At 32.5% G+C, this 22,248-nt stretch carries 24 protein-coding genes; 7 read left to right on the forward strand and 17 right to left on the reverse strand.

The genetic code is table 11. The features are described 5' to 3' along the window. Window positions 1-238: 238 nt before the first annotated feature. From HA141_RS09085 to ruvB, 3 genes are read right to left on the reverse strand one after another with little or no spacing between them, the layout of a single operon-like run. Window positions 239-1,423 (reverse strand): amidohydrolase, encoded by a 1,185-nt coding sequence (locus tag HA141_RS09085; RefSeq protein WP_209118983.1) that lies wholly within the window; start codon window positions 1,421-1,423, stop codon window positions 239-241. A gap of 4 nt (window positions 1,424-1,427) precedes the next feature. Next, window positions 1,428-2,216: a tetratricopeptide repeat protein gene (locus HA141_RS09090; RefSeq protein WP_209118985.1), complete on the reverse strand. Its 789-nt coding sequence runs from the start codon at window positions 2,214-2,216 to the stop codon at window positions 1,428-1,430. Beyond that, window positions 2,203-3,261, reverse strand: coding sequence for a Holliday junction branch migration DNA helicase RuvB (ruvB, locus tag HA141_RS09095; RefSeq protein ID WP_209118987.1), 1,059 nt, complete (start codon window positions 3,259-3,261; stop codon window positions 2,203-2,205). The genes HA141_RS09090 and ruvB overlap by 14 nt, the downstream gene beginning before the upstream one ends. 52 nt (window positions 3,262-3,313) lie before the next feature. Between ruvB and smpB the strand changes: the two genes are divergently transcribed. Next, a complete protein-coding gene (gene smpB, locus HA141_RS09100) occupies window positions 3,314-3,808 on the forward strand; it encodes an SsrA-binding protein SmpB (protein WP_209118990.1) in 495 nt (164 codons plus the stop codon). A 19-nt stretch (window positions 3,809-3,827) separates the two neighbouring features. Here smpB and HA141_RS09105 read toward each other — a convergent pair whose 3' ends face one another. The 6 genes from HA141_RS09105 to HA141_RS09130 form a co-directional block, all read right to left on the reverse strand. After that, entirely contained in the window at window positions 3,828-4,073 is a 246-nt protein-coding gene (locus tag HA141_RS09105) for a hypothetical protein (RefSeq protein ID WP_002805793.1), read from the reverse strand. A gap of 29 nt (window positions 4,074-4,102) precedes the next feature. Then, window positions 4,103-5,641, reverse strand: a complete 1,539-nt coding sequence (lysS, locus tag HA141_RS09110) for a lysine--tRNA ligase (RefSeq protein ID WP_209118992.1) — start codon at window positions 5,639-5,641, stop codon at window positions 4,103-4,105. A 49-nt stretch (window positions 5,642-5,690) separates the two neighbouring features. After that, on the reverse strand, window positions 5,691-6,437 hold the full coding sequence (rpaB, locus tag HA141_RS09115) for a response regulator transcription factor RpaB (protein ID WP_209118994.1): 747 nt from the start codon (window positions 6,435-6,437) through the stop codon (window positions 5,691-5,693). 157 nt (window positions 6,438-6,594) lie between these two features. After that, window positions 6,595-7,134, reverse strand: a complete 540-nt coding sequence (locus HA141_RS09120) for a hypothetical protein (protein WP_209118996.1) — start codon at window positions 7,132-7,134, stop codon at window positions 6,595-6,597. Beyond that, window positions 7,134-7,883 carry a rod shape-determining protein MreC gene (gene mreC / locus HA141_RS09125; protein ID WP_209118998.1) on the reverse strand — a complete coding sequence of 250 codons (750 nt, stop codon included), beginning with the start codon at window positions 7,881-7,883 and terminating at the stop codon, window positions 7,134-7,136. The genes HA141_RS09120 and mreC overlap by 1 nt, the downstream gene beginning before the upstream one ends. Window positions 7,884-7,887: 4 nt before the next feature. Next, complete coding sequence (locus HA141_RS09130; RefSeq protein ID WP_348535324.1) at window positions 7,888-8,940, reverse strand: rod shape-determining protein; 1,053 nt, start codon at window positions 8,938-8,940, stop codon at window positions 7,888-7,890. Between the two features lie 133 nt (window positions 8,941-9,073). On the opposite strand from HA141_RS09130, the gene HA141_RS09135 reads away from it, so the two are divergent. Then, complete coding sequence (locus HA141_RS09135) at window positions 9,074-9,445, forward strand: single-stranded DNA-binding protein (RefSeq protein WP_209119000.1); 372 nt, start codon at window positions 9,074-9,076, stop codon at window positions 9,443-9,445. Here HA141_RS09135 and HA141_RS09140 read toward each other — a convergent pair. Beyond that, window positions 9,442-10,101, reverse strand: coding sequence for a DedA family protein (locus HA141_RS09140; protein WP_209119002.1), 660 nt, complete (start codon window positions 10,099-10,101; stop codon window positions 9,442-9,444). The genes HA141_RS09135 and HA141_RS09140 overlap by 4 nt on opposite strands. Window positions 10,102-10,103: 2 nt before the next feature. Continuing rightward, on the reverse strand, window positions 10,104-11,522 hold the full coding sequence (gene ahcY / locus HA141_RS09145) for an adenosylhomocysteinase (RefSeq protein ID WP_209119004.1): 1,419 nt from the start codon (window positions 11,520-11,522) through the stop codon (window positions 10,104-10,106). A gap of 51 nt (window positions 11,523-11,573) precedes the next feature. On the opposite strand from ahcY, the gene tsaE reads away from it, so the two are divergent. Next, entirely contained in the window at window positions 11,574-12,011 is a 438-nt protein-coding gene (gene tsaE, locus HA141_RS09150; RefSeq protein WP_209119006.1) for a tRNA (adenosine(37)-N6)-threonylcarbamoyltransferase complex ATPase subunit type 1 TsaE, read from the forward strand. Here tsaE and HA141_RS09155 read toward each other — a convergent pair. Continuing rightward, window positions 11,969-12,967, reverse strand: coding sequence for a carbohydrate kinase family protein (locus HA141_RS09155; RefSeq protein WP_209119008.1), 999 nt, complete (start codon window positions 12,965-12,967; stop codon window positions 11,969-11,971). The genes tsaE and HA141_RS09155 overlap by 43 nt on opposite strands. An 89-nt stretch (window positions 12,968-13,056) precedes the next feature. Here HA141_RS09155 and HA141_RS09160 point away from each other — a divergent pair, with 89 nt between their 5' ends. Next, a complete protein-coding gene (locus HA141_RS09160) occupies window positions 13,057-13,971 on the forward strand; it encodes an alpha/beta fold hydrolase (protein WP_209119010.1) in 915 nt (304 codons plus the stop codon). On the opposite strand, the gene HA141_RS09165 is transcribed toward HA141_RS09160, so the two are convergent. From HA141_RS09165 to gyrB, 5 genes are all read right to left on the reverse strand, one after another. Then, entirely contained in the window at window positions 13,956-14,957 is a 1,002-nt protein-coding gene (locus HA141_RS09165) for an RpoD/SigA family RNA polymerase sigma factor (protein ID WP_209119234.1), read from the reverse strand. The two genes, HA141_RS09160 and HA141_RS09165, sit on opposite strands and share 16 nt — an antisense overlap. Window positions 14,958-15,066: 109 nt before the next feature. After that, window positions 15,067-16,464, reverse strand: coding sequence for a magnesium transporter (mgtE, locus tag HA141_RS09170; RefSeq protein WP_209119012.1), 1,398 nt, complete (start codon window positions 16,462-16,464; stop codon window positions 15,067-15,069). Between the two features lie 374 nt (window positions 16,465-16,838). Then, on the reverse strand, window positions 16,839-17,204 hold the full coding sequence (locus HA141_RS09175) for a FluC/FEX family fluoride channel (protein ID WP_209119014.1): 366 nt from the start codon (window positions 17,202-17,204) through the stop codon (window positions 16,839-16,841). Between the two features lie 3 nt (window positions 17,205-17,207). After that, on the reverse strand, window positions 17,208-17,537 hold the full coding sequence (locus tag HA141_RS09180; RefSeq protein ID WP_209119017.1) for a hypothetical protein: 330 nt from the start codon (window positions 17,535-17,537) through the stop codon (window positions 17,208-17,210). Then, the gene (gene gyrB, locus HA141_RS09185; RefSeq protein WP_209119019.1) at window positions 17,534-19,501 is read right to left on the reverse strand and encodes a DNA topoisomerase (ATP-hydrolyzing) subunit B; all 1,968 of its coding nucleotides are present in this window, start codon (window positions 19,499-19,501) and stop codon (window positions 17,534-17,536) included. Before gyrB ends, HA141_RS09180 begins: the two co-directional genes overlap by 4 nt. A 150-nt stretch (window positions 19,502-19,651) precedes the next feature. Between gyrB and miaA the strand changes: the two genes are divergently transcribed. From miaA to HA141_RS09200, 3 genes are all read left to right on the forward strand, one after another. Next, window positions 19,652-20,551 (forward strand): tRNA (adenosine(37)-N6)-dimethylallyltransferase MiaA, encoded by a 900-nt coding sequence (gene miaA / locus HA141_RS09190; protein ID WP_209119021.1) that lies wholly within the window; start codon window positions 19,652-19,654, stop codon window positions 20,549-20,551. Window positions 20,552-20,606: 55 nt separating this feature from the next. Then, complete coding sequence (gene infC, locus HA141_RS09195) at window positions 20,607-21,179, forward strand: translation initiation factor IF-3 (protein WP_209119023.1); 573 nt, start codon at window positions 20,607-20,609, stop codon at window positions 21,177-21,179. Between the two features lie 79 nt (window positions 21,180-21,258). Then, window positions 21,259-22,245 carry a GntR family transcriptional regulator gene (locus tag HA141_RS09200; RefSeq protein ID WP_209119025.1) on the forward strand — a complete coding sequence of 329 codons (987 nt, stop codon included), beginning with the start codon at window positions 21,259-21,261 and terminating at the stop codon, window positions 22,243-22,245. The last annotated feature ends 3 nt before the right edge of the window (window positions 22,246-22,248 follow it).

Consider the following 22,248-nt stretch of genomic DNA (forward strand, 5'->3'; position numbering starts at 1 on the left):
TGTTGAGTAAAAAAAATAAAATAATTTTATTTAACTTTTTGATAAGACTTTATCTTTTTTAAAATAGTTTTCCTATCCAAACGTCTTCTGACATTTTTCTCAAAAATAATTGTGATCCCCATTAAACCAATAGGTAAATAAAAAATCTTCTTATTATCACTCCTAAATACTAAGCCAATAGCGGACATAAAGATCATTAGAGGGGCCACAAAAGACAACATAAATTTTTTATTAACTGTCATTTATCAATTTTATTAATTATTTCATTATTTAATTTTACAATGGATTCTGTTATCACTTTTATTCCAACTGCAATAGCTCTTTCATCTGGATCGAATGTAGAACTATGTAGAGGTGCACATTTATCTGAACCAGAAACACCTAGTCTAAACATAGCTCCTGGGATCTCTTGCAAAAACTCAGCGAAATCTTCAGCACCCAATGATGGTTTTTGTAATTCGATAACATTTTCTTTGCCCAAAACCTTAATTCCAGAATCTCTTAATACTCTATTTATTTCAAAATTATTATTAACGGGTGGAGTAATTTCTCTAAATAATACTTTTGCATCAGCTCCGCAACTATTAGCTAAAGACGAGATATTTTTGCTGAGCCAATTACCAATATTCTTGAATATTTTAAAATTAGTACATCTAACTGTACCAATTAAATTAACCTTTTCGGCAAGAACATTAAATGCATTTCCACCATTAATTTTACCAAAAGTTATTACAACAGGATCTAAAGGATCTAACTGCCGTGTTATTAATTCTTGAATGCCCGAAATAACTTTAGAGGCCACCCAAATAGCATCAACTCCTTCATGAGGTCGAGCACCATGGCCTGATTTTCCTTTTATCTCTACCTTAAGTTCTCCGGCAGCTGCGGTTAGACTTCCCTCTTTGATACCAATAGTCCCTACAGATAAATCAGGGTAGACATGAACACCTAAAATATAGTTTAAACCAATAGTTGCACCATCCCTAATCATCCATCTAGCTCCACTCGCAATTTCTTCAGCGGGCTGAAAAATTATCCTAGTCCCGAAATTAAGTTTTAAATCCTTCACAATTTTTGCTACACCCAACCCAATTGTTATATGCAAATCGTGACCACACGCATGCATAACACCATCTACTTTTGAAGAAAAACTTAATTTAGTCTCTTCAAATATTGGTAAAGCATCCATATCCACTCTTATGCCTATTATTCCTTTATCTAGGGGGCCAAAATCAGCTATAACTCCGGTTCTACCTATAGATTCTGTAACAGTCCAACCAATATTTTTTAAATAACCACTTATCAAAATCGCTGTTTGATTTTCTAGTCCACTTAATTCCGGATGTGCATGAATATGTCTTCTTAAGTTAATTAATTCATCATTAAACGAATCAATTTTTTTAAAAAACTGATCTCTATTCATTAATTTACTTTAATTCGATAAATTTCATTAAATCTTTAGTTGGTTTTGGAGGCCATCTTCTCACTTTTATTAACCACTCTTCATCACTATACCTTGGATCTAACTCAGTTACTGCAATCCAATTACTCTCTGCCTTACCAATTTCACCCTTCGACCAATTTAAAGCTGTTAAAGCTGCCCTAGCATCTGCAAAAGTTGGATAACGTCTAATTAATTTTTTTAATTCTTTTTCAGATTCATTAATACTACCCAACTGGTAATCTGCTAAAGCCATACTTGACCTTGCCATAGCAAATCCTGGATTATATAAAGCAGCTTTAGAAAATAAATCTCTTGCTGTTTCCCATTGTGAAGTAGAGCCTTCAACATTAGCCAAATTATATAATGCAGAGAAATTCTCACTATCTTTCGAAATAACAAAGATATAATCTTTTTTTGCTTGAGACCATAGACCCAATGCTTCCTCTGCTATACCTCTATTAATGTAGGGATCTATTTCGCCAGGATTTAAACTTATTGCATTATTTTGATCATCTATGGATCCCTCTACATCTCCAATAACAAGTCTTACATTTCCTCTATTACTAAAACCTGCAGCATCATCAGGATAATAATCTAGATAGCGATTCCATTCTTGTAAAGCAAGCTTAAATTGTCCTCTTGAACTTAAATCTAATGCATTCTTAAAAAAATCCTCTCTAGAAGATAATGAATAGGATGGATCAATGTAAAAAATATTTACTAAGACAAAAATCAATAACAAACAAACTTTTACTTTTTTAAAAGTTAGCATTTTCTGAATCAATGTACTTTTTACCTGAATTTGTGAGCAATCTTCCTCGAGGAGTTCTAATGAGGAAACCAATTTGAATGAGATATGGCTCAACTACAAATTCTAACATTGATGAATCGTCCCCCAATCCTGCCGCAATTGAATCGAGTCCAGTTGGAATATTATTATTTAAATTTAAGAAAGATAAATATTGTCTATCTAGAGAATCCAATCCTTTTTCATCTATTTGGTAAGAATTTAAAGCTTTTTTCAATAAATTTATGGAGATAAAATTAGTTTCATTTACGACTTGAGCATAATCTCTAACTCGTCTTAGCAATCTTAAAGCAATTCTTGGAGTACCTCTAGATATCTCTGCTAAATTATAGGATGCTTCATCATCTAAATTTAGGTTTATTAATCGAGCAAAATTAACAATTATTTGTTTTAGTTCATCATTAGTATAAATTTCAATTTTCTGAGATATTCCAAATCGATCTCTCAATGGGGGGCTAATTGAAGCTAATTTAGTAGTTGCACCAATTAGAGTAAATTTGGGAAGATTAATTGTTCTACAACGTGCTCCTCTATTAGCTCCCATAGTTAAATCGAGTCTAAAATCTTCCATTGCAGAATATAACAACTCTTCGGTCAACCTATTTAATCGATGTATTTCATCTATAAATAAAACTTCACCTTCTTTTAATCCAAGCAATAATCCTACAATATCTCTAGGTCTTTCAATTGCAGGGGCAGAGGCTATCCTACATTTTGTATTCATTTCATGTGCTATCAAAAAAGCGAGGGTAGTCTTACCTAATCCAGGCTGTCCATATAAAAGAGTATGCTCCATAGGTTCTTTCCTATAAATTGAAGCATCAATAGCTATTCTTAAAGAAGACTTAAGTTTTTCTTGGCCAATAAATTCTTGTAAACTAACTGGTCTCGCCAAGTTTAGATTATTATTTCTTTTTTCTTCTGTGCTGATTTTTGAATCAACTATTCTAAGCTTTTTTTTTCGGTGAGAAAAATCATTATCGTCTATATTGGAGGAAATTATTGCCATAATGAAAGGTTAATTGCAATTGCTCTGAGTAGAAAGATTTTTTACAACTAAAATGGCAAAAAATTTAAACAAAGTTCAAAAAATTACTAAAAAAGAAAATATTATTAAACATCTGGCTGATAATAGATATGCAAAATATCAATATGAAATATCTGAAACAATCGAAGCTGGAATTGAACTTTTAGGGACTGAAGTAAAGTCTATTAGAAACGGAAAGGCAAATTTAAGAGATGGGTACTGTTCATTTAGAGATGGTGAGATTTTATTGTTAAATGTTCACATTTCACCACATAAAAATGTAGGTTCTTTTTTTAATCATGATCCCCTAAGAAACAGAAAGTTGCTACTACACAAAAAAGAAATAATAAAACTGAAATCCAATATCGAAAAGAAAGGAATGACTATTGTTCCATTATCTCTTTATTTAAAAGGCTCATGGATAAAACTAACTATTGGAGTTGGCAAAGGGAGGAAATTACATGACAAAAGGCAAGCTGAAAAACAGAAAAATATAAAGAGAGAAATCAATTCCGCCTTAAAAAGATAAAATTATTGCTATGTCTTTATCAATCTAAACTCACAGAACTTGGAGGAGGGGAAGGATCTGGATCTGCTATAAGCATATGCTGTAAGACAGTTTCAGGTCTCTCACTATCTCTCCATCTAATTTTATAAGCTGGCATTTTTGTACCTCTACTAGTAGTTTGTTCTACTGGTTCAATAACCCATCCTCTTCTAGATCGACCTTGAGGATTTCTTTTCACTACTGCATCCGCGTGTTTGAAACGGAAACCAACACGTTCACCACTCATTTAAAAAATTTCGTATTGGATTAATTTTTTTATTTTACTCCATTCGAGGGTAATTTTTCATTTTTATTCGAAGTTATTTCTGGTTTTAACAATGGGAAAGGGATCACATCTCTAATAGATGGACTATTAGTTATTAACATAATAAGTCTGTCAATTCCTATACCTAATCCTCCAGTAGGAGGCATGCCAATCTCTAAAGCATGTAAAAAATCTTCATCTATACAATGAGCCTCAAGATCGCCTTGATCTCTTAAAGATTGCTGTAATTGCATTCTTTCTCTCTGATCTACTGGATCTATTAATTCACTAAAAGCATTTGCCAACTCTCGACCAACAATAAATAATTCGAATCTCTGAACCATTTCTTTATTATCAAGATGAGGCCTCGCTAGAGGAGAGATTTCAACAGGATAATCAATAACAAAAGTAGGCTCCATAAGCTGTGACTCTACTCTTTGCTCAAAAACCTCATTTAAAAGTCTACCGATAGTATTTACTTTAATAGAGAGTTCTACATTTATACTTTGAACAGCCTTTTTTGCAGCTTGAAAGTTACCACCAAAAGAATCAAAATCTATCCCTGTATATTTCTTGACAATATTTTTCATCGATATTCTTAACCATGGTTTAGAAAAATCAATTTCCTTATCCTGATAATTGATAACTAAAGAACCACATGTATTAGCTACGATATCTTTAATTAATTCTTCTGTTAAATCCATCATATCGAAATAATTAGAAAAAGCTTGATAAATCTCAACTGAAGTGAATTCTGGATTATGCTTTGTACTAATTCCCTCATTACGGAAGATTCTTCCCAATTCATAAACTTTCTCAAATCCTCCAACGACCATTCTTTTTAGATGTAATTCTGTTGCTATCCTTAAATAAAGAGGAATATCTAGTGTATTGTGATGAGTAATGAATGGTCTTGCTTCAGCACCGCCTGCTTCTGATTGAAGAATTGGAGTCTCTATCTCTAAAAAATTTCTTTTATCAAGCCATCTTCTTATAAAACTTATGCATTTAGCTCTTTTTTTAAATACATTTTTAGAGTGAGGATTAACTATTAAATCGAGATAACGTTGTCGATATCTTTTTTCAATATCAGTCAAGCCATGCCATTTATCTGGAAGAGGTTGTAATGATTTAGATAACATTTCCCATTTTTCTACTTTAATTGAAAGCTCGCCTTTATTAGTTTTTTTAATAGTTCCGTTGACTCCTATCCAGTCGCCAATATCTACAATTTCCTTAATATCTTCAAAAGAAAGCAATTTTTGGTTTTCTAAATTTATATTGATAATACTTTTGTCTAAATAAAGCTGAATTTGACCTTCTTGGTCACTTATAGTGAAAAAGGCGATTTTACCCATTACCCTTTTTGCCATTACTCTGCCAGCAATAGAAACATTAAATTCTTCTTCTTGACCGTTTTCTAGATAATCAAATTTTTGAATAAGAAATTGTGTGGTATGAGAAATTCTAAAACTTTCTGCGTAAGAAGAGAATCCTTTACTAATTAGTGAATTAGCTTTTTGTAATCGAGCTTCTCTGATTTCAGACAAAATTTAATTAATATATTTGTTTTATTTAATAAAAGTATCAGAAGAAGGATCAACTTGCCAAAGATGTTGCAGTTTCGCCAACTCTCTGAGATGCATAACCAATTCCTCTAACAGTTAATATTAATTCTGGATTTCTTGGATCTGGTTCCAATTTGCCTCTAAGTCTCGCTACGTATACATCAACGACTCTTAAATCTGCAGCTCTCCTCGGTGGATAACCCCACAACTGTTCTAAAATTTCAGCTCGTGGAACAACCTTTCCTGGCTCATCAAATAATAATTCTAGGAGACTAAATTCGGTATAAGTTAAACTTATTCTTTCGCCGGCTCTAGAAACTTGTCTTCTATTAGTATCAACAACTAAACTTCCAAATTTCATAACACCTTTACCGGAGGGGGTCTCTTTCGTTTCGGCAACCGTTACGCTAGGACCCATTCTTCTCAAAATAGTAGCTATCCTAGCTTCTAACTCTTTCGGACTAAATGGTTTGGATAAATAATCATCAGCACCTAAATCTAAACCTGCGACTCTCTCGGAAATCGCTTCAAGTGCAGTCAAAAATATTATTGGTACAACTGATTCAGCTCTAATTCGTCGGCAAACTGCAAACCCATCCATCTTAGGGAGCATAACATCAAGAACTATCAAATCAGGGGAATCTCTATGAAAAGACTCGAGAGCTTCTTCACCGTTAGTAGCCGAAAAAACTTGATATCCTGCTAGTTGAAGTCTTGTAACTAATACCTTCAAGACTGCTGGTTCATCATCAACAACTAAAATTCTTGCTTTTGACATAGTTTAAAAAGATTTCCAGATATTTCAAAGCAAAAAATATTGCTATTGAATTTTGATTCTAACAATTAAAAATATAACATTAAGAAGCCTCAAAGAGATATTCCCAAGATTCAGAATATCTTAAATATTTTAGGAATTGTGAATTTCCCAAAAATGTTTATTTCTTCGAAAGATTGATAATTATACTTTTTCTCCTAGAAAATTTAAAAAGTCTCAAAAGTTGCGAGCAAATGAAAGGAGCAAATAAGCCTGTAAGAAAAACTTCAACCAAAATATTTTGAACACTTGTGATAAAAAGTAAAAAAGTACTATCTGAAAAATTTTTAACCACAATTTGTGCAAAATACAAAGTACTGCACAATAAACTACCTAAAGAACAAATTAAACCATACCTAAAATGTCCCACCAAAATATCACTATGAATTTTTATTCTGCCAAACCATATTCCACATAAAATTAAACCTGGAATTTGAGTAAAACTACCTTCTAGCGTTAAGGAATCTAAAATAAGGCCTAAAAAAAAACCAAATACTAATCCGTTCATTGATCCATTAATCATTGACCATGGCAACAACCAAAATAAAGGCCAATATGGCTGAATACCTAAAAATCCAAGCCAATTTGGATGCCATAAGAAAATAATTGGAACAAAAATTAAACATATTATTGATAATTTATTTTTGAAAAATTTATTCACTAACTTTTTACTTTTACAATTTGCACCCAATCAATTACTTGAGGTTTTGCTAAAAGAAGTATTTCTGCCATTTTCTTGCCTTTAAATGGCCTATCTATAGATTTGACAATGCCAATAGGGATATTTGGGGGTAACAAAGTACTGGCTGGAGAAGATGAGACAAAATCCCCGACTTTTATATCAGCATCTTTTGAATAAAGTATTAAATTAGGATAATCCTCGCCTGAACCAATAAGTAGTCCATTTATCTGAATTCTATCCACCCATACACCTACTTTACTTTCTGGAGAAGTTAATAATATTACCGACGAAGTAAAAAAAGATGTACTGCTTACTCTTCCTAATAATCCACCGGGTCCCATAACATAACTACCAATTTCCACCCCATCTTTTGAACCTTTATTTAGGGTAATTTGTCTCCACCAACTACCTGTTTTTCTTGAAATAACCGCAGCTGAAATAGTATTACTATTAGATGATTCTTTAAGGTTTAAAATTTCTCGCAATCTTTTATTATCTCTTTTAAGAAGATTTAATTTTATTAGAGATTCTTGTTCTGAGCTCTGAAGAATAACTTCTTTTTGAAATTGACCTGGCCAAAAAGGCTTTGAAATCAAATAATAAAAATCCTTATAAAGAGAACCTTTTGATATCCTTACAAAAACCAAAAATAAAAAAATTGCAAACAATATCCAATTTTTCTTTTTATGCCACCAACGACTAGTAGAAATTCGTCGGATATTTAACATAGTATTAATCTCTTATCGCGTTTCTAATAAATTCTGGAGTATCCACAACTCTTTTAAGTGTTTTAAAATTATCCAAAACCTCTCCGCAACCATTTACTACGCATAGCAGTGGATTTTCGGCTATGTGAGTAAAAATTCCCGTTTCATCACTCACCAAATCATTAATTCCTCTTACTAAAGCTCCACCCCCTGCGAGCATAATACCCCTATCAACAATATCTGCAGCAAGTTCAGGAGGAGTTCTCTCTAAAGTTCTTTTTACAGCTTCAACTATTTTGCTGAGTGGATCAGCCATGGCTTCTCTAATTTCTCCAGATGTCAGAGTAACTGACCTAGGTAAACCAGACAAAAGATGTAACCCTCTTACCTCTAAAGAGGTTTTATCGAAATCGTCATCTGGAAATGCTGAGCCAATTTTGATTTTAATATCTTCTGAAGTTCTTTCTCCAACAACTAAATTGTGAACTTTTTTAAGATAAAGTGCAATTGATTCATTAATCTCATCGCCAGCTATTCGAACAGATTCACTTAATACAGTTCCACCCAGACTTAATACAGCAACCTCTGTAGTGCCACCACCAATATCAACAATCATAGTTCCAATTGGCTCAGTTACTGGTAAAGATGCTCCTATTGCCGCTGCCACAGGTTCGTCAATTAAGTGAACTTCTCTAGCTCCGGCTAATCCAGCCTCTCTTACTGCCCTTCGTTCAACACTAGTAACTCCGCTTGGAATACCAATAACAATCCTTGGAGCTAATAAGCCCTTGCCTTCATTACATTTTTGAATAAATGTTTTTATCATTTGCTCTGCCGCATCAAAATCTGCTATGACCCCATCTCTGAGTGGTCTAACTGCTCTGATATTGCCAGGCGTTCTTCCTAGCATTAACTTTGCTTCTTTACCAACTGCCAATGGAACTCCTTCTTCTAAATCCATTGCCACCACTGAAGGCTCTTGTAAAACAACCCCCTTCCCTGATACATGTATAAGAGTATTAGCCGTTCCCAGATCTATGCCAATGTCTCTAGAAAATTTAAATCTGTTGAAAATCACGATAAGAAATCTTTTTTTTCAATAATATATCTATTTTTTGTTGAGCTCTAACAATTCTTTCATTTAGTTATGAATAGCACTTAAAACTTTGAGCAAAAACTCAAAATATGAGTAGTATTAAAAAAAAAATTTTATGCAAATTAACACTATTAACCTAGTTGGTAGAGCTGGAAGAGAACCCGATGTCAGATATTTTGAATCTGGGAGTACTGTCGCTAATTTTACTCTGGCAGTTAATAGAAGAAGCAGAGACGAAGAGCCAGATTGGTTTAATTTAGAGATATGGGGCAAACAAGCCCAAATTGCAGCAGATTACGTTAAAAAAGGATCTTTAGTTGGAATTACAGGAAGCTTTAAAATTGATAGTTGGAAAGATAAAAATACTGGTGAAGACAGATATAAACCAGTTGTCAGAGTAGACAGGTTAAATTTGCTAAGTTCAAAAAAGGAATCTGAAAATAACCAATATTCTAATAGTAATAACTCTAGTGAAATTCCTTTTTAAGCTCTATTTTTTTTTAAAAATCTAATAAGTATTCTTATAAAAAAATATAAGAAAATTAAAATTAAAATTGGCTTTACAACATATTTAATTTGATCTAAGTAAGTTTCAATGATTGGATAATTTTCACCAAATAAATAACCTGCATAAGTTAGAAGTACTACCCATATCAAGCTCCCAAATGTAGTCCAAATCAAAAATTTTCTTAATGGCATAAGTTCTATGCCAGCGGGAACTGAAATAAGAGTTCTTATGCCTGGTACTAAACGCCCCCAAAAAACTAAAGAAACCCCGTATTTATCAAACCATCTTTTACTTTTAATTAAATCATTAGAAGAAATACCCAGATATTTTCCTTGTTTATCTAAAAAATTTGAAAGTCTTTTTTCATTTACTAATCTACCTAAGTAATACCAAGGCAATGACCCTAAAATAGTACCAAGTAATCCACAAAAAACTAAAATATAAAAATTTAATTTTTGTTGATAAACGAAAAAACCTCCCAAAGGCATAATAATTTCCGAAGGTATTGGGGGTATTATGTTTTCTAAAAACATAGCCAAACAAATAGTGAGGTATGCAATTATTGAATTCTTTTCAACAGCCAAGCTAATGTAGTCGGGGATTGAAGTAAGAAAATTTACAAAAATTAGGCTCAAACTTAATATCTATAAAGCTCTGGTTTATAAGGTCCATCTACAGAAACATTAATATAATCAGCTTGTTCTTTGGTTAATTTTGTTAATTTTGCACCAATTTTATCAAGATGTAATCTAGCTACCATTTCATCTAAGTGTTTTGGTAAAACATAAACCTCTTTAGAATATTCTTCGGATTTATTGAAAAGTTCAATTTGAGCTAAGACTTGATTAGTAAAAGAATTACTCATAACAAAACTTGGATGTCCAGTGGCACAACCTAAGTTGACTAATCTACCTTCAGCTAAAAGGATTATTTTATTGCCACTCGGTAAAGTTATGTGATCAACCTGTGGCTTAATATTCTCCCATGGATAATCTTTCAATGAAGCCACATCAATTTCATTATCGAAATGGCCAATATTACAAACTATGGCCTCATCTTTCATCTTGACAAGATTCTCGTTTTTTATTACCTGATAGTTCCCAGTTGCCGTAACAAATATATCTATATCCTCCACAACATCGTCCAATGTAACGACGCTAAAACCTTCCATTGCCGCTTGAAGAGCACAAATTGGATCAACTTCAGCAACTTTTACAATTGCACCAAGTCCTCTTAAAGACTGGGCTGAGCCTTTACCTACGTCACCAAAACCCATTACTAAAGCAACTTTCCCAGCAATCATCACGTCAGTAGCACGCTTTATGCTATCAACTAAAGATTCTCGGCAGCCATATAGATTATCAAATTTGCTCTTAGTTACTGAATCATTAACGTTAATAGCAGGAAAAGGTAGAGCATTTTGCTTTTGCAGTTGATAAAGTCTTGCAACTCCAGTTGTAGTTTCTTCAGTGACGCCAATAATATTACTCTTAATTCTAGAATAAAAGTTACTATCATTTTCCAACTTGTATTTTATAGATTTGAATAAAGCAATTTCTTCTTCATTACCAGGATTATTTAAAACAGATAAGTCTTTTTCTGCTTTAATACCAAGTATCAATAATCCAGTTGCGTCTCCCCCATCATCAAGAATCATATTCGGAGAGTCGGAGCCCCAATCAAGAATGTAGTGAGTATACTGCCAATATTCATCGAGAGTCTCACCTTTTTTTGCATATACAGAAATTCCTTGATCTGCGATAGCTGCAGCAGCATGATCTTGAGTTGAAAAAATATTGCATGAAGCCCATTTCACTTCTGCGCCAAGATCAACAAGAGTTTCTATTAATACTGCTGTCTGAATAGTCATATGAAGGCTTCCAGCTATTTTTGCACCTTTTAGTGGTTTTTCAGATTTATATTTATCTCTTAGCGCCATTAATCCTGGCATTTCTGTTTCGGCAATTTTAATTTCTTTGCGACCAAAATCTGATAAAGAGATATCAGCAATTACGTAATCAGGTGTAGAGGTCTTAAGTGAATTTGCGATAACCATATCTTGTAAATACTTTTTCTACTAAACTATAAATGATTTTTGAGTAATTTTGTGTTTGTTGAGAATTTAGAAGAAACTTTAAATTTAGGAAAAAAAATTTCACACAAATTAAATCCCCAATCGATTGTTTTATTACAGGGTCCTATTGGAGCTGGAAAAACTTCATTTGTTCAAGGGATTGCTAAAGGCCTATCAATCTCTGAGGAAATTACAAGCCCTACATTTGCTTTATCGCATCACTATAACTCAGGAAAAATTCCACTAATTCACCTTGATTTATACAGATTAGAAAATGTTTCTTCAGCAAGAGAAGTTTTTTTTTCAGAAGAAGAAGAGGCAATGCAAAAACAGGCAATTTTAGTAATTGAATGGCCAGAATTAATAGAACCAGTTATTGATAATTTCTGGAAAGTAGAAATTAGTTACGCAAAAAATTATGGAAGAAACTACGAAATAAGAGATCCAAAAAATTTATTAACCTTCTCATAATCGGGCTGTTGCTCAATGGCGCCTTCACCAAGACAAGTCAATAATCCACAAACACCTGCGAACTTAATGCAATCTTCAACCTCTAGTTTATTTGAAGGGTAGCCAGAAGAAATTAATTTTGAAATTAAGCCAGCTAGAAAAGCATCGCCTGCCCCAGTTGTATCAACAATTTTTTGTGAAGTTGGGTTTTCGGTAATTCCCTGGAATCTATTGATGTACCATGAAACGGGGTTTTTCCCATCAGTTATTATTACATCTGGCCTATTAGACAATTGTTGAGAAATTAGCAAGGGATTTTCATCCTCAAAGAACAAAGTTGCTTCCTCCTTAGCAAGTTTTAAAACATTTGCATGATTTAAAAAGTTCTTGATTAAATTAACTCTAGCCGCTTTACTAATTTCTGATGAAAAACTTGAATGATCCCAAAAGACCTCTCTCCAATTCAAATCAATAACTACTTTGACTCCCAATTTTTTAGCCTGTTCAAGAAGAAAAAAAATAGTCTCAGCTGATCTTGGAGATGATAATAAGATCGTTCCTGTAACCAAATATTTTGTTTCCAGAAAAGATTTATCCAAATTTAAAATTTCTTTTTCGATTAATTTCTTACTTAGAACTTCATCTGCAAAGCATGAATGAGGACTTTGCTCAAAGCCTGAAAAAAAACGATCTCCAAATTGATCTCTATCTACATTAACCACGCGAGTAGCTGAATCATTATCTAATTGCAAGAAATCTAAATTAACGTCTAATTCATTAAATTGAGTAATAAATTTTTTTCCATAATCATCATTACCCAAACTTCCTATAAATGTTGAATCTATTTTTAATTTTCTTAATGCACAAGCAACATTCGCCGGAGCACCTCCCAAAAAATCTGTAAATCCCTGATTTGATTTATTTCTAATTCTGTCTATTAAAGCCTCTCCTATGCATATGACCTTTTCCCTTTTCATAAAATTAGCGCTTTTTCTTAACTTAGAATAATTTATTAAAAACGAATAATTTTTTTTTGAATTAAAGTTTAATTAAAAGAATATTATTTGTGTCTTTAAATAAATCTGAAACTTGGAAATGGGAAAATTGGGAAATTTCATGGTCTCTATCAAAAGAATCTACTTCTGAAAAAGATATTAAAATTTTATTAGTTCATGGATTTGGGGCATCAAAAAACCACTGGAGACATAATCAAGATTTTCTTGGTAAATTTTCTAACTGCTACGCAATTGACTTATTAGGATTTGGAAAAAGCAGTCAGCCAAGTGCTTTATTAAATTACGAACCTTATAAAGCAAGCTCAATTAAATATTCATTTGATTTATGGGGTAATCAGATATCAACATTTTGTGAAGAGGTAATAAAATCTCCTGTTTACTTAGTAGGAAACTCAATTGGTGGTGTTATTGCATTGAAAGCTGCTGAAATTCTCAAAGATAAATGTAAGGGAGTCATTTTGATTGATTGTGCACAAAGAACTATGGATGATAAACGTTTAAAAAAAAGCAATATCTTAATGAATCTACTGAGACCCGTTCTTAAAACGATAGTCAGACAAAGAGTAATTAGTAATACACTTTTTACAAGAGCTGCTAATCCAAAAGTTATAAAGAAAATACTTGAACAAGCTTACCCTTCAGGAAAAAATATCGATGATGAATTAATTGAAATACTATATCAACCGACTAAGAGGTCAAACTCTAAAGAAGCATTTCGTGGCTTTATTAACTTATTTGATGACTATCTTGCTACAGACCTGTTCGATAAGATTCACAAACCAATCCAATTGATCTGGGGAGAAAAAGATCCCTGGGAATCTTTAAGTGAAGCAAAAAAATGGAAGAAAGAATTTAGGAATATTAAAAGATTAGACATTATTGAAGGTGCTGGACATTGTCCTCATGATGAAGAACCTGAAAAGACAAATAAATTAATATTAGATTTCCTTCAAGAGACAAAATAAGCTTCCACGTTATCACTAAGCCTTCTCAAACCTCGTAGTCCATCTCTTTCTAGATTTCTTACACGATCTCTGCTTATCCCCAATACCCTTCCTATACCTGTAAGAGACATTGGCTCATCACCATCCATACCATATCTCATCCTTAAAACTCTACATTGCAGATCAGGTAATTGATGTAAAAGAGAATGAAGATCACCTCTCATACAATCCATTTCTATTTGTTCATCGGGTAAATCCTCACCACCTGCTAATAAATCTAGTAGAACAGTATCCTCACCATCACCAACTTTTGTTTCTAGACTTACTGGCTGTCCAGCTTTGCACATTAAATCTTTAACGTCTTCTTCAGGAAGCTCTACGTATTTCGCAAGTTCACTAACTGTTGGAGTTCTAGACATTTCTTGACTCAACTCCCTTTGACCTTTTTTCAACTTATTTAGCATTTCAGTTATATGAATTGGAAGTCTTATTGCCCTACTTTTTTCAGCGATTGCTCTAGTGATACCTTGCCTAATCCACCAGTATGCATATGTTGAAAACTTATAACCTCTGGCTGGATCAAATTTTTCAACTCCTCTTACCAATCCAATAGTTCCCTCTTGTATTAAATCTAATAACTCCATATTTCTTTTAGTATATTTTTTTGCAACACTTACGACCAGCCTTAGATTTGCGGCAACCATTCTTTCTTTAGCTCTCTGTCCAGCTCTTAATCTTTTTTTGATGATGGAAGTAGACATATTTAGTTTGATTGACAATTCTTCAATACTTGGCTTATCTCCTGTTAATTCAATAATTTCCAATTCTGCCCTTTCGACTTGCATATATTCTTGGACCTGCCTACCAAGAGTGATTTCTTGCTCGTGAGATAGTAAAGGAACTCTACCTATATCTCTCAAATAAGATCTAACAAGATCGACATCGTTACTAGCTTTTAGACTTGATATTGTCGCTAATTTATTCTCACTTAATGTTTCAGAAGACATGAAAGCTAAATGTTGTTTTGTAAACAATACCATTAAGAAATGTAAAGTTAAACAAAAAAATCCACAATTTTACAAAAATGAGAATTTATACCTAGTTGATTAGGGTTAATTAAGAGTTTAACAACCATTTTGCAGTACTTAGATAAATAAATACACCTGCAATATCAGTAACAGTTGTTATGAACGGAGAGGACATTAGGGCTGGATCTAATTTCATCTTGTCAAAAAGTAAAGGGAGAATAGCGCCGGTTGTAGCAGCTAAAGTCGTTATTGATATTAAGCTTATCCCTACCGCAGAAGCTATTAAGGGACCTTCTCCTTGCCACCAAGCGAAAGGGAATACCACTAACATCATCAATATCCCCAAAAGAGCTCCTGTTATTGCCTCTTTAACCACTGCCTTAATGGCTCCAAGAGACTTCAATTTTTGAGTACTTAAACCTCTAATGACAACAGTTGAACTTTGAGCACCAACATTTCCTCCAGTTCCTATAAGTAGAGGGATAAATGCAGCTAATAAAACTATTTCTTTCAATATTTGATCATTCATAGCAATAACTTTTGTTGTCAAACCATTTGCAAAAACCAAAATTAATAACCATAAAATTCTTCGACGAGCTATCGTAAACAATCCACTTTGAAAATAATCATCTTCATCACCAGGTTGAACCGCTCCTGCTGCATAAATATCTCTTGTTGCTTCTTGCTCAATAACATCAATTAAATCATCTACAGTTACAATTCCAACAAGTCTTTTTTCTTTATCAACAACTGGTAAAGCTAAAAAATCATATCTTTGAATTGCTCTTGCGACCTCTTCTTGATTCGTATTAGTAGAAATATTAACCACATCTCTGGTCATAACATCTCCAATTGGCTTAGAGGGTTCAGCAGTGACAAGATCTCTCAAAGAAAGAATACCCGTTAAATGCCTTTCTTTATCCGTAACATATAAGCTATAAATTGTTTCTGTAAATGGAGCTCTTTTTCTGACTAAAGCAAGGGCCTCTGCCGCTGTTTGCATTTCTTTAAGGTCTATGAATTCAGTTGTCATTAACCTTCCAGCAGTTTCAGGCTCATACCCAAGTAATTCAGCTGTTACTTTCCTTTCGCCGGGACTTAAAGCGGACAAAAATTTTCGTACAACTTTTGCAGGTAATTCATCAAAGAGTTGAACCCTATCATCAGGGGACATTTTCTCAACTATTTCTAAAACTTCTCCTGAACGAAGTCTATCTAATAAAGTTTGTTGAACTATTGGATCTAAATATTCATAAACCTCAATTGCCTCATTTTTCTTTAACAAACGAAATGCTAAAGCCTGCAATATTAATGGAAGACTTCCAATAGCATCTGCGATATCTACAGGTTGAGATGGTTCTAGAAGTAACTTTGCCTCATCATAATTTCCTGCGACGAGCAAATCTTCAAGTTGAATAGTAATATTTTCTCGAGTACTTAAATCTGAAGATAAAGATGTAACCGTTTCATGATTATTTTCATTCATAAATATAATTCCCTTTCAAAGTGACATCACTATTATATGAAATCTAATTAATTTTTCTACTGATCCAGAACCCGAAATACATCGTGAATAGATTTATGAAAATGATCAAATTTAAAAAAATTATAAATTTAAGCCAATCTCCTTGATTAAGAATTGGGTACAAAAAATATATAAATCCACTAAACGATGTGAAGCAAGAAAAAAAACCACTTAATAAAATTTTTTCGCTTGTGTAACTTAATTTTTTACTGATAATACAACCAACGAAAAATGATCCAATTATTGAAATAATAAAGTTATTTTCTACAAATAATCTTAAAAAAGTTGCTAGATAACAAGCAATTAGAATATAAAAAAAATTTTTTATTTTCACTTTAAAATAATTTAATCAAATAAAAACCTAAATAAAAAAACATAAAAGAAAAAAATATTACTTCAATATAGTGAAAAAATAATTTGAAGAATTTCCTTTTTTTAAATAAATTAAATAGTTGCTTTATGAAGGAAGAAAATGTACTAAGACACCCTAAAAAACCTGTATACAATAAAAATAATATTTCATTATCAATAAAATTTAGGGCTACTAAAATTCCCAAAAAAAATGAAGCAACAAAGTTGACGATAGTATTACTCTGAATAGCAAAACCTATATTTATCTTAAAATTATTTTTTATAAATATTCTTAGTATTAATCCAAAAGTGCTGCCAATTAAAATAATAGCTATTGAATAAACATCCAAAATTTACATTTTTATCCAGCCTTTTAAAATCTTATTAGGATTGTCTAGAAATTTATTAGAAGCCAATTCAACCCTAACCCAAGTTTCGCTTTCGCTGACTTTCCAATTTCGCAAAATTGACAAAGTTGTACCTATATCAAGAACTAATAATTCATTAGCATGAATTTCAGGAGAAGAATAGAGAAAGGTATTGGAACTCAATATTATTTCATTTGTATTATGAGAAAACTTATTTTGGCTTAAACTTTTTTGAATTCCACCAGCCGGTAACGTAATCGGCGCAATTAATGCAAAAATAATTAAGCAAAAATTCTTCAGAAGATTATTAATCATATATCTAAAGTTGCCAAATCTAGGTTACTACTATGAGTTTCAATAAATTCTCTTCTTGGTGCAACTTTATCTCCCATTAATATATTAAATATTCTGTCAGCTTCAAGTGCGTCTTCAATTTCAACCCTTTTCATCATCCTAGTTTGAGGATTCATAGTTGTATCCCATAATTGTTTTGGCATCATCTCTCCTAATCCCTTAAATCTTTGGATATTATAATTTGCATTTTCTCCAAAATCTGCAATTATGTCTTTCAATTGATTCTCGTTATAGCAATATTTATGATTCTTACCTCTTTCAACTTTATAAAGGGGAGGACAAGCAATGTATATAAAACCATTTTCAACAAGTTCTCTTTGATACCTATAAAAAAATGTTAATAATAAAGTTCTTATATGCGCACCGTCAACATCAGCATCCGTCATAATTACAACTCTGTGATATCTCAAAGAGTTAACATCAAATTCCTCTCCTTTAATTCCTAATCCAAGAGCTGTTATTAGTGACTGAATTTCTGTATTTTTATATATTTTAGTATCATCAGTTTTTTCGATATTAAGAATTTTACCCCTTAGAGGCAAAATAGCCTGAAAATTTCTATCTCTTCCTTGCTTGGCGGAACCTCCCGCAGAATCTCCCTCAACAATATAAATTTCTGATTCTGAAGGATCTCTAGAGCTGCAATCTGCTAATTTACCAGGCAAAGTTGAACTTTCAAGAACACTTTTTCTTCTGACCAATTCCCTAGCCCTTCTTGCAGCTTCTGCTGCATTAAATGATTGAATTGCCTTTTCAAGGATCAAATCTAAAATTCCAGGATTGAATTCCATATATTTTGTAAGAGCTTCTCCAATTAGAGAATCAACAATTCCTCTTACTTCAGTATTCCCCAATTTTGTTTTCGTTTGTCCTTCAAATTCAGGATCAGGAACTTTAACTGATAAAACTACAGTCAATCCCTCTCTAATATTTTCGCCAGCCAAATTTTTTTCAATATCTTTTCTTTTACCTCTTTTTTTTGCAAGATTATTGAATGTTCTTGTCAAAACTGTTTTTAATCCTTCAATATGAGTACCCCCATCAATAGTTCTAATATTATTGGCAAAGCCTAAAATATTATCTGAATAAACATCTGAACACCATTGCAAAGCTGCTTCTACATAAACATTTTCTTTCTGTGAGTCAACATAAATTATCTCAGGATGAATAGAATCCTTTTCTTTATTCATGTATTGAACATATTCTTTAATACCTCCTTGATATAAATAAATTTCTTCTTTGAAAGAACCATCAGACAATTGATTACGCTCATCTCTAAAAACAATTTTTACGCCCCCATTTAGATAAGCTAGTTCTCTTAACCTAGATGAAAGAAGATTATATTCAAATTCGATGCCTCCAGAAAAAATTGTTTTATCGGGTTTAAAACAAATAGTGGTTCCTTTTTTAAAAGGCTTTATGGACTGCTTTTTAGATTGCAATTCGCCCTGAGATAAACCTTTTTCAAAGCGTTGATTAAACTCACTACCATCCCTAAAGACAGTTACATTAACCCATTCACTTAAAGCATTAACTACAGATATTCCTACTCCATGCAAACCACCAGAAACTTTATAACCGCCACTCCCAAATTTTCCTCCTGCATGAAGAACAGTCAGTACAGTTTCCAAAGCACTTTTTCCCGTCCTTGGATGAACATCTGTTGGGATGCCTCGTCCATTATCTGAAATTAAAGCTGATCCATCTGCGCGAAGCACTATTTCTATATGATCACAGTGTCCTGCAAGTGCTTCATCAACTGAATTATCAACGACTTCATATACAAGATGATGTAAGCCTCTAGGACCTGTAGAACCTATATACATCCCAGGACGTTTACGAACCGGTTCTAATCCTTCTAAAACCTGAATCTGATCTGCACCATAATCATCTGAGATTTTATTAGATCTTTTGTCCTCGCTCATTTAATATAAAAAAAATTAAATTTTTAAAAATTGTTATTTTTAAAAGGTCTTTCATTAAATTTACCACTGCAATAAGAGAAAGGCTCGAAGTCTATGAAAATTTTAATCTCTTTCATTAAATAATTAGTAGATTTTTCTTCAGAACCTAATATGTCTTCTTATCCACCATGTGTAATTGTTTTAATTGGACCCACAGCAAGTGGTAAAACAGAATTAGCTATAGAAATTGCTGATTACTTTAAAACTCGTATACATAATATAGATTCTAGACAAATTTATAAGTCTATGGATATTGGGACAGCAAAGCCATCTGAGATTCAACAAAAACAAATAAAACATTTTCTAATAGATATTGAAGAACCTATCCATCCAATAAATGTAAAACAATTTCAAGAAATTGCTGAAAAATCAATCAAAAGTGAAATCCAAAAAAATCATTTACCTTTTCTTGTTGGAGGAAGTGGTTTATATATGAACTCAATAACAAAAGGGTTTTTTGTACCAGATGTCCCTCCGCAAAAAAATTTAAGAAAACAGTTAGAAGAACTTGGTCAGCAAAAATGTTGGGAGCTTTTGAAAAATTGTGATCCAATATCTACAAATAAAATCAATTTTGCTGATCGCATTAGAACAATAAGAGCTTTAGAAGTTTTTTACGTAACAGGAAAACCTTTGTCAAATCAAAAATTACAAAAACCGCCCAATTGGAAGATACTAGAACTTGGATTAGATAGAGATGATTTAAAAAAAAGAATTTATCAAAGAACAAAAAATATGTTTTTATCTGGAATAGTTGAAGAGACCAAGAATCTTATTGCTGAGTATGGTTCTGATTTAAAAATATTAGAAACCATTGGTTATCGTGAAGCCAAAGAAGTTCTAAAAAACGAATTAACTTTTGACGAGGCGATTGAATTAACTACTAGAAAAACTATCCAATTTGCCAAAAGGCAAAAAACATGGTTTCGTAATAAAAATAATCCTATATGGCTTAATAACAAAAACCTGCTAAAAGATGCAATAATTAGAATAGAGTCTTTTATAGGCTAGTTTTATAAAATAAGAAAATTTGCTCATCATCCAATCAATTTATTAACTGAACTGAATGCCACCACGCCCACGTTTTGACCGCCGCGCTCCAGTTAGAGAGCTCCCAAATATTAATGAAAGAATAAAATACCCTCAATTGAGAGTCGTTGATTCAGATGGAAAACAATTAGGAATAATTGATAGATTGAAAGCATTAGAAATAGCCTCTCAAAGAGAACTTGATTTGGTTTTGGTGAGCGAAAAAGCAGATCCACCTGTATGTCGAATCATGGACTATGGAAAATATAAATTTGAACAAGAAAAAAAAGCTAAAGAAGCAAGAAAAAAATCTCATCAAACAGAAGTTAAAGAAGTAAAAATGAGATACAAAATTGCTCAACATGATTATGACGTACGAATAGGTCAAGCTACTAAATTTTTAAAATCGGGGGACAAAGTAAAATGCACCGTGATTTTTAGAGGTAGAGAAATTCAACACTCAAATTTAGCTGAAACACTACTTTTAAAAATGGCTAATGATTTAGAAGAACAATCAGAAGTACAACAAAAGCCAACTAGAGAAGGTAGAAATATGATTATGTTTTTAAGCCCTAGAAAAACCCCTCTTGTAAAAAAAGAGGAAGGATGAAAATTTTTTATCGAAAAGCTATGACGAATGTTAAAGTGTCACTGTGAGAAAATATTAATTAAGTAAGGATTTTTCTAAAGTGAGATTCCATGTTCAACAAGAGAGTGATATACCAGCATCTACACAACTGTATAATCAAATTTGCTTTGCAATAGCAGCAAGACATTTCCCTCCAGGTCACAGACTACCCAGTACTAGACAACTCGCAATGCAGACTGGACTCCATCGAAATACTATAAGCAAAGTTTACAGACAACTTGAAATAGATGGGGTTGTAGAAGCCGTAGCTGGATCGGGTATTTATGTAAGAGATAATATTACTAAGAGAGACTTCAAAAAATCAATTTACTCAAAGGATATAATCAGTAAACCACCAGATCAGGAAGCAAAGAAATCTATTGATAATTTTATAAGTCTTGGATGTACTTTACAAGAAACAAGAGAAGTATTACTGAATGAAATTGATTGGCGTATTAAGTGCGGATCAAGAATTATAGTCAGTACGCCTAGAGAGGATATAGGAGCATCTATGCTTATAGCAGAAGACCTTTCTCCAAAAATTAATGTTCCAGTAGAAGTCATACCTATGGAAGAATTAGAAAAAGTTTTGAGTAGTTCAAATAATGGTACTATTGTCACAAGCAGATATTTTTTACAACCTCTAGAAAAAGTTGCTAAACAACATGGAGTTCGAGCTATTGCAGTCGACTTAAGCGACTTTCAAAAAGAATTAAAGATTCTCAAAGAATTAAATACTGGCAGTTGCGTAGGCATTGTTAGCATTAGCCCGGGTTTGTTAAGGGCGGCAGAAGTAATCATTCACAGCATGCGAGGTAGTGAATTAATGCTCATGACGGCTATCTCAGATAATAACAGTAGATTACTATCTCTTTTAAAAGCTTCAAACCATATCGTTTGTGATGGCCCCAGTTTATCAGTTGTAGAAAACATTCTACTAAAAAACCGTTCTCAACTTATGAGATTACCTCAAATAATATGTGCAAAAAATTATTTGAGTATAGAAACAATAAATCAATTAAAAAAAGAAATTGGAGTTATTACTTAAAAA

Origin of the sequence: Prochlorococcus marinus XMU1402, assembly GCF_017696205.1 — a bacterium.
Classification (GTDB): Bacteria; Cyanobacteriota; Cyanobacteriia; order PCC-6307; family Cyanobiaceae; genus Prochlorococcus_A; species Prochlorococcus_A marinus_AC.

Coding starts and splice junctions, on each gene's coding strand:
- HA141_RS09155 (WP_209119008.1), bottom strand. CDS start 12,967: ATGAAAAGGGAAAAGGTCATATGCATAGGAGAGGCTTTAATAGACAGA.
- HA141_RS09105 (WP_002805793.1), bottom strand. CDS start 4,073: ATGAGTGGTGAACGTGTTGGTTTCCGTTTCAAACACGCGGATGCAGTA.
- ruvB (WP_209118987.1), bottom strand. CDS start 3,261: ATGGCAATAATTTCCTCCAATATAGACGATAATGATTTTTCTCACCGA.
- HA141_RS09085 (WP_209118983.1), bottom strand. CDS start 1,423: ATGAATAGAGATCAGTTTTTTAAAAAAATTGATTCGTTTAATGATGAA.
- gyrB (WP_209119019.1), bottom strand. CDS start 19,501: ATGAGCGAGGACAAAAGATCTAATAAAATCTCAGATGATTATGGTGCA.
- HA141_RS09135 (WP_209119000.1), top strand. CDS start 9,074: ATGCAAATTAACACTATTAACCTAGTTGGTAGAGCTGGAAGAGAACCC.
- mgtE (WP_209119012.1), bottom strand. CDS start 16,464: ATGAATGAAAATAATCATGAAACGGTTACATCTTTATCTTCAGATTTA.
- HA141_RS09090 (WP_209118985.1), bottom strand. CDS start 2,216: ATGCTAACTTTTAAAAAAGTAAAAGTTTGTTTGTTATTGATTTTTGTC.
- infC (WP_209119023.1), top strand. CDS start 20,607: ATGCCACCACGCCCACGTTTTGACCGCCGCGCTCCAGTTAGAGAGCTC.
- HA141_RS09165 (WP_209119234.1), bottom strand. CDS start 14,957: ATGTCTTCTGAAACATTAAGTGAGAATAAATTAGCGACAATATCAAGT.
- smpB (WP_209118990.1), top strand. CDS start 3,314: ATGGCAAAAAATTTAAACAAAGTTCAAAAAATTACTAAAAAAGAAAAT.
- mreC (WP_209118998.1), bottom strand. CDS start 7,883: ATGTTAAATATCCGACGAATTTCTACTAGTCGTTGGTGGCATAAAAAG.
- miaA (WP_209119021.1), top strand. CDS start 19,652: ATGTCTTCTTATCCACCATGTGTAATTGTTTTAATTGGACCCACAGCA.
- HA141_RS09180 (WP_209119017.1), bottom strand. CDS start 17,537: ATGATTAATAATCTTCTGAAGAATTTTTGCTTAATTATTTTTGCATTA.
- rpaB (WP_209118994.1), bottom strand. CDS start 6,437: ATGTCAAAAGCAAGAATTTTAGTTGTTGATGATGAACCAGCAGTCTTG.
- ahcY (WP_209119004.1), bottom strand. CDS start 11,522: ATGGTTATCGCAAATTCACTTAAGACCTCTACACCTGATTACGTAATT.